Origin of the sequence: Sphingopyxis sp. H053 (assembly GCF_001468225.1) — a bacterium.
GTDB lineage: Bacteria > Pseudomonadota > Alphaproteobacteria > Sphingomonadales > Sphingomonadaceae > Sphingopyxis.
This window is the reverse complement of sequence record NZ_LNRU01000001.1, coordinates 685,921-697,618: the sequence shown is the minus strand read 5'-3', so window position 1 is coordinate 697,618 and position 11,698 is coordinate 685,921. Positions and strand designations below refer to the sequence as shown.

The 11,698-nt window shown below is 64.0% G+C and carries 12 protein-coding genes; 10 read left to right on the top strand and 2 right to left on the bottom strand.

What is annotated here, in order from left to right:
- From ATE70_RS03195 to ATE70_RS03145, 10 genes are all read left to right on the top strand, one after another.
- Positions 1–753 (top strand): TraB/VirB10 family protein (locus tag ATE70_RS03195; protein WP_197411366.1); only part of this gene is annotated, 753 nt, incomplete at its 5' end.
- A complete protein-coding gene (locus ATE70_RS03190; protein WP_443028774.1) occupies positions 753–1,382 on the top strand; it encodes a TraV family lipoprotein in 630 nt (209 codons plus the stop codon). The genes ATE70_RS03195 and ATE70_RS03190, both read left to right, overlap by 1 nt.
- A complete protein-coding gene (locus tag ATE70_RS03185) occupies positions 1,379–3,895 on the top strand; it encodes a TraC family protein (protein ID WP_058536472.1) in 2,517 nt (838 codons plus the stop codon). The genes ATE70_RS03190 and ATE70_RS03185 overlap by 4 nt, the downstream gene beginning before the upstream one ends.
- A complete protein-coding gene (locus tag ATE70_RS03180; RefSeq protein WP_058536471.1) occupies positions 3,892–4,224 on the top strand; it encodes a hypothetical protein in 333 nt (110 codons plus the stop codon). Before ATE70_RS03185 ends, ATE70_RS03180 begins: the two co-directional genes overlap by 4 nt.
- 219 nt (positions 4,225–4,443) lie before the next feature.
- The gene (locus ATE70_RS03170; RefSeq protein ID WP_058536470.1) at positions 4,444–5,106 is read left to right on the top strand and encodes a hypothetical protein; all 663 of its coding nucleotides are present in this window, start codon (positions 4,444–4,446) and stop codon (positions 5,104–5,106) included.
- Positions 5,103–6,119 (top strand): TraU family protein, encoded by a 1,017-nt coding sequence (locus ATE70_RS03165; RefSeq protein WP_058536469.1) that lies wholly within the window; start codon positions 5,103–5,105, stop codon positions 6,117–6,119. Before ATE70_RS03170 ends, ATE70_RS03165 begins: the two co-directional genes overlap by 4 nt.
- Positions 6,120–6,367: 248 nt before the next feature.
- On the top strand, positions 6,368–8,224 hold the full coding sequence (locus ATE70_RS03160; protein WP_058536468.1) for a hypothetical protein: 1,857 nt from the start codon (positions 6,368–6,370) through the stop codon (positions 8,222–8,224).
- Positions 8,225–8,265: 41 nt separating this feature from the next.
- Complete coding sequence (traN, locus tag ATE70_RS03155) at positions 8,266–9,336, top strand: conjugal transfer protein TraN (protein WP_058536467.1); 1,071 nt, start codon at positions 8,266–8,268, stop codon at positions 9,334–9,336.
- Positions 9,305–10,165, top strand: coding sequence for a type-F conjugative transfer system pilin assembly protein TrbC (locus tag ATE70_RS03150; RefSeq protein WP_058536466.1), 861 nt, complete (start codon positions 9,305–9,307; stop codon positions 10,163–10,165). The genes traN and ATE70_RS03150 overlap by 32 nt, the downstream gene beginning before the upstream one ends.
- Complete coding sequence (locus ATE70_RS03145; RefSeq protein WP_058536465.1) at positions 10,137–10,742, top strand: S26 family signal peptidase; 606 nt, start codon at positions 10,137–10,139, stop codon at positions 10,740–10,742. Before ATE70_RS03150 ends, ATE70_RS03145 begins: the two co-directional genes overlap by 29 nt.
- A 64-nt stretch (positions 10,743–10,806) precedes the next feature.
- On the opposite strand, the gene ATE70_RS03140 is transcribed toward ATE70_RS03145, so the two are convergent.
- Together ATE70_RS03140 and ATE70_RS03135 are read right to left on the bottom strand one after the other, a co-directional pair.
- Positions 10,807–11,196: a type II toxin-antitoxin system VapC family toxin gene (locus tag ATE70_RS03140; protein ID WP_058536464.1), complete on the bottom strand. Its 390-nt coding sequence runs from the start codon at positions 11,194–11,196 to the stop codon at positions 10,807–10,809.
- Complete coding sequence (locus ATE70_RS03135; protein ID WP_231740052.1) at positions 11,183–11,470, bottom strand: AbrB/MazE/SpoVT family DNA-binding domain-containing protein; 288 nt, start codon at positions 11,468–11,470, stop codon at positions 11,183–11,185. Before ATE70_RS03135 ends, ATE70_RS03140 begins: the two co-directional genes overlap by 14 nt.
- Between the last annotated feature and the right edge of the window lie 228 nt (positions 11,471–11,698).

The window sequence follows — 11,698 nt, the reverse complement described above, 5'->3', positions numbered from 1 at the left end:
CCGCCGGCGCCCCCCATTGAACGCCAGATTGGCGCAATCGGCGCGGCGACCACGGCCGTGGTTCCCGAAGGAGGCGCGGCCGGCGGGGCTCGCTCAAAAAAAGCGAACCGGACGATTTATTTGCCGCCTGGTTTCATGCGGGCACGGCTCCTGACCGGGATCGACGCGCTGGCGAGCAAGGACGCGACCAATAATCCAGAGCCGATCATCGCGCGCGTCCAGGCGCCCGCCGTTCTGCCGAACGATGTGAAAGCCAATCTGGCCGGGTGCTTCGTAATCGGCAACGCAACCGGCAGCCTCGCCAAGGAGCGGGTCGAGGTCCAGCTCGTATCGATCTCATGTGTCGATTTCGACGAGCATGCGGTGGTCGACCAGACCATCAAGGGATTCTTCGTCGACACCGATGGCAAGAAAGGCCTCTCAGGCAAGGTAGTGACGCGCGCGGGCGCGACACTCGCCCGCTCCTTCATCGCGGGCACGATCGCGGGCATTTCGCAGACGGTCGAGGGCACATTCGGCAGCGTGTCGACGTCTGCGCTCGGCAGCGTTCGCAGCCTTGATGCCGGCGACGCGGCCAAGGCCGGCATTGCTGGAGGCCTCTCGAAATCGTCGGACAAGCTCACCGACTTCTACCTCGACCTGGCACGGCAAGCCGGCCCGGTGGTCGAGGTGGGCGCCGCCAAGGAGGTCGTGGTCGTCATCCAGGAGGGCATCGCGCTCGAGATCAAGCCCTCCGTCGGAAGCAAATTCTGATGCGCATCTTATCCAAGCCCAAGGGAGAAACCGCCATGGTCCCAAACTTTCGTATCCTGTCGTCCACCCTGCCCGCCCTGGCGATCGCCGCGTCCCTCTCGGGTTGCGCGAGCGTCGGCTCGCTTATGTCGCCTTTTTCGGAAAAGTTCGACTGCAAGAACTCTGATCATGGCCAATGCATCCATCCCGAGCGCGCCTATGAGGATGCCGTCGCCGGCGCGCGTTCGAAGTCGGATCCGGCGGTGACCAACGACCAGAAAATGTTGCGCAGCATAAATGACGGCTCCGCGGCTCCGAAGGCGCGCGGCCGGACAGGCGGGGACGTCTATGGCAGCTACAAGGAGAGCGTCTACCAGGAGCTCAAGGGCCTGATTGATGCGCCGGTGACACCGATGCTGCGGCCGGCGCGCACCGTTCGGACGCTCATCCTGCCCTATGCTGATCGGCAGCGACCCGACCGGCTCTATATGCCGCGTTACATCTATTCCGTGCTGGATAAGTCCACCTGGGTGGTCGGCGGTGCGCTCATCACCTCGCCTGCCCGCGCCTCCCAAGCGCCCATCTTGTCGCAGGTCAAGGAGTCCTCCAGATCGGATGCCGTCCCGCCGGTCGCGGAACCCCGGCCATGAGCACGCAGTCCTCGAACCTCAGCTTCGCGCGGATGCGCAGCGCCGTGCAGCGGGACAGTTTCTCGAACTATCTGCCGATGGTCGCATGGGACGCTGGCAGCGAGGCGTTCCTGTGCATTGACGACAGCTGGGGGCAGGCCTGGGAGATCGTCCCGACCGCCTATATGTTTACGCACGTCCAAGGCGCGCTCCAGGGACTGCTGAACATCCATTTCCCGGACGGCACGGTTCTCCAGATCCACACCTTCGCCGATCCGCTGATCGACGACGCGCTCGACGCCTTTCTCGATCTCAAGACCAGGGATGATCCGCTGATCCAGGCCTCGGCGCGCCGGACGCGCGATTATCTGAGCGCAGGACGCCATGGCCTCGACGCGCTGCACGGCATTCCGGTCCGAAACTTTCGCACCCTGTTGTCGATCAAAACGCGGCGGCCGCTCGGCGAGGATCTTCGCCGGCAGGTCGAGGAGCAGCTTTCCAAACTGGGTATCCGGCGTCTCCCGCCCGAGGAAATCATCTGCTTCTACCGGCGGATTTTCAACGGCGTCGCCAATGCCGCGCCGGGCGTCTTCGCCGATGGGACCACAGTCGGGGCGCCGCCGATCGCCAAGCAGATCATTGATGCCGGCCCCGATCTTCTGTTCGAAGGACCCGAGGTATTCCTTGGAAATCAGGTCGCCCGGTGTCTTACGCCGAAGGCGCCGGCGCGGCGGATCACCGCCGAGCGGGCCAATCGTTTCCTGGGTGGGATGCGCGGCGCATCGGAGGACAGCGACCAGATAGGCGGGCCGTTTCTCTACACGCTCAATGTCCTCTTCGATCATTCTCAATTCGAGATTCACAAGCGCGCACAGATCCTCTCCGCGCAAAAGGCGGCGGGGAGTTTCGCCGTCGAGGTCGGCAAGCAGATCGACGAGATCGGCTGGATTCTCGATGAGGCCGGGAATTCCAAGTTCGTCCGGGTGATCCCGTGTCTCTGGGTGTTCGGGCGCGATCGTGGCCATGCCCGCGAGATGGCCGCGCGGGCGAAGCGCCTTTGGGAAGGCGAGCCCTTGCCATTCTCGATGCAGGAAGAAAGCTATCTCAATCCAACGCTGCTGGTGATGAGCCTGCCGTTCGGGCTCTATCCCGATCGTACAACGCTGCGGCTCCTCGAACGCGACTTTCGAATGCCGGTCAAGGCCGCTGTGCTTCTGGCGCCCGTGCAGACCGACTTCCGGGGCGGCGGGCGGCCGTCGCTGCTCTACACTGGACGCAAGGGCCAGCTCGTGACGCTCGATCTATTCGATCCGCGCATCAACAATTACAATTTCATCGTGTCGGCCGAGAGCGGCGCGGGCAAGAGCTTTCTCCTCAACAATCTCTGCCAGCAATATTATGCCGGCGGGGCGCTCATCCGCATCATCGATATCGGCGGCAGCTACCGCAAGCTTTGTACCTTGTGCTCGGGCCGCTATATCGACATCGGCGAGGAGCGGCTCGTCCTCAACCCCTTCGACATGGGGCTAGCGCTCGACGGGGACGACAAGCAGTCGGCGATCAGCATGGCGGTTGCGATTGTCGCCGAGATGGCGAACGCCGCGACGCGCAAAGGCGTTACCACGTCCGAATGGAATCTCCTGAAGTCCGCTGTCCAGTGGACTATCGACACGGGCCGCGCGGATCATGGTATCGACGCGGTGCGCGACTGGCTCGGCACTTATCCAGAGCGGGTCGAATCCGGGTTGGACAGCGTCGAGCATCTCGTGCCGACCGCGCGCGAACTCGCCTTCAATCTCCGGGATTTCGGGTCGGACGGGGCTTACGGCCATTATTTCAACGGCCCCTCCACGCTTGACATCCGCTCCGACGAGTTCGTCGTGCTCGAGCTCGAGCGGCTGAAGGCGATGCCCGATCTCTTCAATGTCATCGTCATGGTTGTCGTCAATGCGGTCACGCAAGAGCTCTATCTCTCGGCGCGCGATCGGCCGCGCTTCGTCCTCTGCGACGAAGCCGCGCAGTTCATGACGCGGACCGAGGGCCAAGACTTGTCGCGCCTCGCCGAAGCCTTCGGCCAGGGCTATCGCCGCGCGCGCAAATATCGAGGATCGTTCGGAATCGTGCTGCAGAGCATGAACGACCTCGCGCTGTTCGGCGGTACCGGACAGGTGATCCTAGAGAATGCCGCGACCCGGTTCCTGCTGCAGGGGTCGACCTATGATCGCGCGGTCGACAACAAGATTCTCGATTATTCGGGATTCGTCCTCGACCTGTTGAAATCAGTTCGTAACTCAAAGCCCAATTATTCCGAGGTCTTCATAGACTCGCCGCTCGGGCTCGGCATCGCCCGCCTCGTGGTCGATCCTTTCTCCTATTGGATCAACACCTCGGCGCCCGAAGAGGTCGCGGCATTTGAAGCGCTGATCCATCAAGGACTCTCCCCGCTCGAGGCGATTTGCCGGTTGGCCGGTGTCGATCCGGACGAGGTCGGGAGCACAGCGGGGCCCCGCCCGTCGATGCGTGACGTCGCATGATGCGCGCCCGGCCCGCCCCCTCTTCCGAGACGCTGGAACTGACAGTGGCCGACATGGAGATCGTCGACCGGCTGGTCGAGGAACGGCTGGCCGCGCGCTTCGAGTCTGAGTCCTTCATCTGGCGCTTCCGTCTGGTTTCGGTCGAGACCTTTATCATGGGCGCGCTCGTTCTGGCGGCGGGACTCCTGCTCAAGCAGCCGGTGATGATGGTGCTCCGCGCTAGCGTGCTGGTTGCCGCCACCTGCTTTGCAACCGGCCTGTCGTTGCTGCTTCTCTCGGCTTGGGCAGCGAGGGCCATGACACGGCTACGCCAATGGTGGCAGCGATGAACGGGCTCATCTCAGGAGCACCGTCGCAGCAGGCGGTCCGGATGGTACTCGGCGGATTCCTCCTCCAGGTAGTACAGAGCATGCTTCTGCTCCTCGCGGCGGCACCGGGATCCAACGAGCGGCAGCTGATCTGGGTGCTGACCCCGCTCGCAGTGGCCACATTGGTCCTGTCGCTGATCGGATTTCCCGACCCGCCCGCACATCATTGGAGACGGCGCCATGGGCTATAGCCACGAAGCTGTCGCGCGGCGGCGCGCCTGGCTGCTCGTCGCTTTCGCGAGTGGCGCAATCGCGAGCGCCTCGGCTGCAGCGGTCATCGCTACGCGAAACAGCACAATCGGGCGCACCTGGGCGATCGCCGAACCCGACGCGCTTGCCGAGATCGAGGCCAAGGGCGCCACACTGCCCCGTGACATGAGCAAGAATTTTGGACCGCGTAGCCGCTGGAGCGCACTGAAGGCGGCCGCTCTGCCTCCGGCACCGACGGACCGGGTGCGGACGGTGGTGCCCTTCTACACGCTCGAATTCGACATCAAGCTGCCCGACGGGCGCATGGTCTACCCGAAGGGGTTCACCCTCAATCCGCTATCCTATGTGAAGATGCCGCAACGCCTTGTGATCGTCCATCCGCGCGACCTTGGCTGGGCGCTCCGGGTTGCCGGGCCGTCGGATTTTATCCTGCTCACGGCGCTTGGCTCCGACAGCGGCGATGCGATCGCACTCGGCGAACGGAGCGGCCGGGCAATCTACATTCTCGAAGAGCGGGTGAAGCAGCGTCTCGGTCTTAGCGTCGCGCCAGTGATCGTCGCGCAGTCGGGCACGCAGTTGGTGCTCACGGAATTCGGCCCCAAGAGCCGCACGCTGGAGGGGACCCCGCGATGACGCACCGTCTTTCGTTGTGCTTCGTCGGCCTGCTGATCAGTCTCGGCGCCTCGCTTGCCTGGCCTTCCCAGGCTCATGCCTCGAAATGCGAAGCCGGCACCATCTTCAACCCGATCACCAAGGTACGCTGGACCTGCGTCTTCCCGATCACCGTCGGCGGCGTCCGGATCGGAAGCTATGACAAACTCGACAAGGCACTCGACGCGCAATCGGCATCAAAGCCGCTTTGCGCCTGTCGCAAGGGCGTGCAGTTCTGGTTCGGGGTGAAGGTATCCTACTGGTCGCCGAACCGGATGATCGACGTCGTGACCGAGCCTGGCTGCATGATCGCGCTTGGCGCTGACCTGATGCCGACTGGGGGACGCTTGCAAGGGAGCCAGTCGTCGATCGCGGACGGCACCAACACCCGCAAAATGTTTGCGCAGATGCATTATTATATCTCGCCGGTTTGGGCGATGCTCGACATGTTCACCGACCTGCCATGCCTTGAGAATGACGGGTTCGACGTCGCGCTGATCACCGAGGTGCTGCCGACATGGCAATCGAGTGCCCTCGGCGCAATCATCCAGCCCGAAGGGATATTGTTCGGCAATCCCGCAGCAGGTCTCGCCTGTATGGGCGACAGCGCGGCCGCGGCCGCTGGCAAGGTCATCGATCCGCTCTTCTGGTGCATGGGGAGCTGGGGTGCGACCTATCCCGTCGCCGGCGACATCCATTTCGACGACAGCGTCGAGGCGTGGGCCGGTCTCGCCGCGCGCGGCACCTTCATGATGGGACGCCTCGGCGCGCTGACGATCAGCTCGGCAGACGGCTGCTCCTTCATCCCCCAGCCGATCTGGACCAAGTCGCGATACAAGCTCCAGATCATGGAGCCGGTCAAAGGCGGCAAATGCGTCAATATTGGTCGCCCCGGTGCGCTCTGGACGAGCGCCAAGCACGCGCCTGGCAAGGACAATGCCCAGTTCATGCTCTTCGAGAAGGTCATCTGCTGCGCCGGGATACCCGTGCCATGAGACCGCTGACCTTCCATCATTTCGCATGGCTCTCCGGCCTCGTTTGGAGGTTCGCCCGCCAAGGCCTCGACGGCCGCCGGTGGCCATGCGGAACTGGGGCGGTGCCGCCCTCCCCTCCCGGCACCGCCCCAGACCCGGCCAGCGCGGCTTCCGCGCCACGGCGGATCAGGCGCCCCTCCCTGAACCGGTCTGCTGTGGCAGCCGCGCTGGCCACCCTGATAGGCTCATCCCCAGCTCAAGCGCAGTCGATGGAGGAGCGGGCACGAAGCGCGGCCGAGGCATCGCGCGCGAAGAGCGGTGACAGCGAGGCGATCCAGCGCAACTATGTGACGCCCGGCCTCGCGGGACAGCCCGTCAGCACTGTCGATAACAGCAAGGCCTTTACGCCGAACCTGGCGTGCCGGAAGACCGCGACCTTGATGGAAGTGCTCGTCCAGCCCGGCGCGGGCGGCGACCTCGCCACGATCAGCGTCGCTCGCGACAGTGACCTCGACGGGACCATCGACGATCGATCGAGCCTCGGCGTGCCGGTCTCGGGCATTTGCGCGAACGGAGTCATCTCGTGCGCGCCGGGAACGTGGGAACAGTGCCGCCCTTTCCGGTGGGATGTCAGCGCGGACCGCCGGATCAAGTTGACCGAAGTCGAGCTACCCGAATTGGCCGGATGCTATTGCATCAACAACAGCTGCGGCGTGAACCTTGCCTGGGGTAATCTCGCATCGGTTCTGCGCGACCTCGGCGGCGGCATGATCGGGGCCTTGACCACGGCCGATCCCCGTTATGGCGTGGCCGAAGCGGTCATCGACGAGCCGGTAATCCGTTATGTCGGGTCCGAGACCACCGCCTGCACAGGCGCGCCGTCGCTTCCGCAAACAGCCTATCGCGGCAATCCTTCCGCAATCCAGGGCGACGCGAACGCGGCTTCCCAAGCCAGCTCGGTCTTCCAGGCCGTCCTCGCCTCGCCAGCGGGCACAGGCAAGGCCGAACAGACGCGGGCCTGCACGATCGAACGCGAGGTGACGGTGAAATCCTGGAGCTATGACGACATCGTAACGGCATCGGGGCCGTTCGAGTTCGTGCAAAGCTGCGGGCCCGACTGCCGGCGCTACCGGCTCGCGGGCGAGGGAAATTGCTCGGCCACCCCGCCGACCTACGCCGCCTTGTTCCGGGTGATGAAGCCCGAACGTATCGTCTCTGCGCGGATTACCCGCATCGCGGGCGACGATTGGGTCCAAGCGCGACTGAACGGCCAGGTCGTGGGCTATGCCGGCAAGCGTCCCTGGCTTGGCGACGGCATTCCGTCCGGCGACTGTTCGGTCGATCTCGACCCGGTCAATACGACGCCGATCGACCTGACGGCCGCGTTCAAGACTGGCGATGCAGAAGTCGCGATGCGCGTGCGGGGCGGCAACGGCAAGCGCTGGGGTGCCGTCGACGTCGAGGTCCGCGTCGATACGAGTTGCGAATTGTTCGAGCGCATCGTTGACCTCTGCTCAGGCTACGCGGCGGATCCGGCCTGCCGCCTCGTCGATGAAAATGTCGACGGCGTAGAGACTTTCCGGAATGGCGCGGCGACAGGGTTGCGGCCCCTGCCCCAGACAAGGCTCTTCGGAAGCGCCGCCTGCACGGTGTCGCTCGGGCGTCCCTTCTTTCTCCGCTCGCGGCGCTATCGCTGCGCGATCGATACGGCCGATGTACCGCGACCGGACACCAGCCGGGGCGCTTATATCATCGATCACTCGACCGAGACGTTGCTCGGCGACCGCATCCGGCAGAAGGACGGCGCTTTCGTCACTTGGTCGACCGGCTTTTCGCTACCCGATCGCGGCAGTGTTCCGGTCTGCGAGCCGATCTGCAAGACGCGCGCGATCAAGGCGAACAATGGCGTGGCGCCTTCCGGCGTGGTCGGAGCCTTGCAGAACGACCCGAGCGGCACCGACATCTTCTATCATGGCTGCGACGGCGCCAATCGCTGCCCGGCGGGTCCCGGTGAGGAGGTCGTATCGGCGTGCGGTTGCCTCGACGATTTTCCAGAGGCGGTCGTCATGATGCAGTCAGTGCGGCTGGCGGGGGCGGATCTCGTTTGCACGGGGACGGTGCGATGATTCCTCACCGGCCAACAACCCTGTACGCTCTGACCCTCACGATGGCGCTCGCGTTCGCCTCGACACTCTGGACGCCTGCCGCCTCGGCGCAATCGCTCCAGATGTGCGCCGCCGATCTTAACAATAGCGGCGATGCGTCCGATCCGGGCGAGATTACCTATTGCCAGCCGACCGCCTCGGGCGCGTTCCTTTGCCCGATCCAGGAGGTCGCCTGCGCCGTCGATCCTGCCGGCGAATATAGCTGTCCGGCAGGACCTCAGTTCGCCTGCCTCACCAAGACTAGCGGGGGCGTGCCGTCCTGCTCGCCTAATCAATGTGCCGATCCCGCGGTCCGTCCGATCGAGGAAGAACCGGCGATCGCCGATCCGGGTGCCGTACCCGACGGTGCGGTCGATGCCGACGGCAATTGCCTTGGCGCAATCGAGATTTTCTCCGGGCGCGGCATGCGGTGCCGCCCGCCCGGGATCAGCACGACCTTGTCCGATTGCTGCAAGGACAAGGGCAAGATCCTGAAGGATGGCATGGGCTCCTCGATCGGATCGGTCGGCACAAAGATCGCGGTCGCAAAGGGCGTCTTCACCGGCATGCAGGCAGCTTATACCGCTTTCAAGGCCGGGGCCACGGCGAGCCAGGCGGCGAGCGCCGGCGCGAACGCGCTCATCGTCGGCATCGATCCAACATCGATCGCGATCAGCCTCGCGATCAATTTCATGATCGATTTCCTGTTCTCGGGCTGTGACCAGCAGGACATGGAGACAGGAATGCTACGCGGATCGGGCATGTGCCACGAGGTCGGCACCTACTGTGCCTCGAGTTTTCTCGGCGTTTGCCTCCAAAAGGGGCGCGGGCATTGCTGCTTCAACACCAAGCTCGGCCGGATCATCCAGGAACAGGGGCGTCCCCAGCTCAAGTCGTTCAACACCAATCCCTGGGGTACGCCCAAGAAGCCGCTGTGCCGCGGCTTCACACCGGAAGAATTCCAGGCGCTCGATTTCAGCAAGATCGACCTCTCCGAATATTATGCGGACATCGAAGCCCGCGCCCAGTCCGATATCCAGATCGACATGAAGGATCGTGTGGATGCGTATCTCAAAGCCGTTCAGCCGCAATAGCGCAGCCCTTCTCCTGTCCCTGCTCGCGGCAGGAGCCGCGCTGGCGCAGGATTCTGCCCGAACCCGAATGGAGGAGGAGGGACCCGCCGCCATGGAGCGGGTCGAGCGCGCGATTTCACGGCAGAAGGCGGAGGCTGCGCCCACCCCTTCTCCCACGCTCCCCCGAAACCAGCATGAGGCCGAACGGCGGCGCGCTTTTGACGGCTTGCGAAAGCGCATGCCGGACGCGCGGATGGACGCGCGTGCCCGCGCCGCCGCGGGTAACGGCGCGGCCCGTCTTGCAGCACAGCGCGAGGCGCAGGCGAAACGGCTGCGCCAGGCCCTCGGACTCGAGCCATCCGAAGAAAAGGCGCTCGCGAAGACCGTCCCGGCACCCGCGGCCAAAAGCTGGGTGCCCGTGCTCTTCGTATCCTCCTCGATGCCCGTCCCGGTGCTGCGCGCCTATGCCGCGCAGCTCGAGCGGGTTCAGGGCGTGCTGGCGTTTCGCGGCATGCCCGGAGGTTTGCGAAAAGTCGGACCGATGGCCAAGCTCTCGGCCGAGATTCTGCGGCTCGACCCCGGGTGCGAGGGGCCGGGCTGCGCAATGCGGAATGTCCAGATCATCGTGGATCCGATCGTCTTTCGGCAGCATGGCGTCACGCGCGTGCCGGCGCTGGCGATGATCCCCGGCGATCCGACCCAGGCGTATTGCGAAAGGGACGATGAGAGCCCCCGCGCCGCCTATCTGGTGTTCGGCGACAGCGCGCTCGCCGGACTGCTCGCGGAATATGCCCGCCTCGGCGGAAGCAAGGAGGTGCAGGATGCTCAGGCTCGCCTTGGTTCTCTTTAACGCGCTTGGAGCATTGTGGCATCGCTTGCGGGGCCTGCCGCGCGAAGCGGCATCCGCGCTCGGCGCGCCCGCGCCCGGCAGGCCGGCGGCACCGCGGCGGTTGTGGATCGCGCTCGCCCTGATCCTCCCGATCGCCTTCGGCGCGGCGGTGGCGATGCCGAGGATCGTGCTCGTCATGAGCCCGTCGATCGACGCCTGGGCGGTGCGCAAGGCGGCGGGTCCTATTCGCCGCGGTGATTATGTCATGTTCGAGCTGCGGCACCCGATCGCCGGCCCCGAGCCGGTGTCGGTAACCAAGCTTGCCCTCTGCGTGCCGGGCGATCGCCTCACCAAGATCGAGATGCCGTCGCGCATGTCCCGGACCGCGATGGACGCACGCTATTTCTGCAACGGTCACCGGCTGGGAACGACCCTCCCCTTCGCCGGCAACGGGATGAAGCTCGAGCATATGCAATGGAGCGGCATCGTGCCGCCCGGCATGGTCTATGTCGGCTCGCATCACCCTCAGGGGTTCGATAGCCGTTATTTCGGGCTTCTGCCGATCACGAAGCTTACCCGAATGGCCCGGTTGATCTGATGCGTGAGCTATTAGAACGGGTGTACTACCTGCACCCTTGCGGGTCCTTTTCACGCCGATAGAATCAGGGGATTTCGACCTGAATCGGCGAGAGTCCCTTGGCTGCCTTCACAAATTTGCGATCGAAGGTCAGAAATGCAGTGCAGTCGTCGGACTTGGCCAAATGCAAGGCATCGGCGAAGTCCATCCCCTCCACCATCCAATCCAGTGCCTGCACAAGTACAAGAGGTTCCTCCAGCGTGAGGCCGGGGAGACCAGCCAGGTTGCGCAAGCCCCCAGCGATCTGAGCGGGTGTGAAATCATAGCCGCTGCGAAGGACCCATTCGCTTTCGAGCAGGACCGTCGTCGCGATGAAGATGTCCCCGGCCTCGATCGCCGCACGGGCGGCCTTTGCCTGCTTTTTATCGTCGGCGGTGAGAAAGCGAACGATGATATTGGTGTCAATCGCGCGCACGTCGTTTCGCCTCGCGCGAGATCGCTTCGTGCATGTCATCAATCGACAAGGCGGGTCCCTTATATGGCAGGGAACCGAACACAGAATCGATGCTGGATGCGGGGAAAACGGGGACTGGCTTAAGGAGCACGCCCTCGGCAGTATCCTCGACCGTTAGCCGTGTGCCAGCAGGCCAATGGCGTTGATCGCGAATGGTCTTCGGCAGGATGATCTGCCCTTTGGTCGATACAATCGTGGTCAACCGTTCATGCACGCCCACGGAAACTTCCTCCAAGTAAGACATCGGTAAGATAGAGACAGTTACCGCAATTGGCAAGGTCCAGCGGGATAAAGCTCGATCATATGCAATGGAGCGGTATCGTGCCGCCGGGCATAATCTATGTCGGCTCGCATCACCCCAAAGGATTCGACAGCTGCTATTTCGGGCTTCCGCCAATCACAAAGCTCAAGCGAATGACGCGGCTGATTTAAGTCGAGGGTTCGCAGAGCGGTCGAGTGGCTT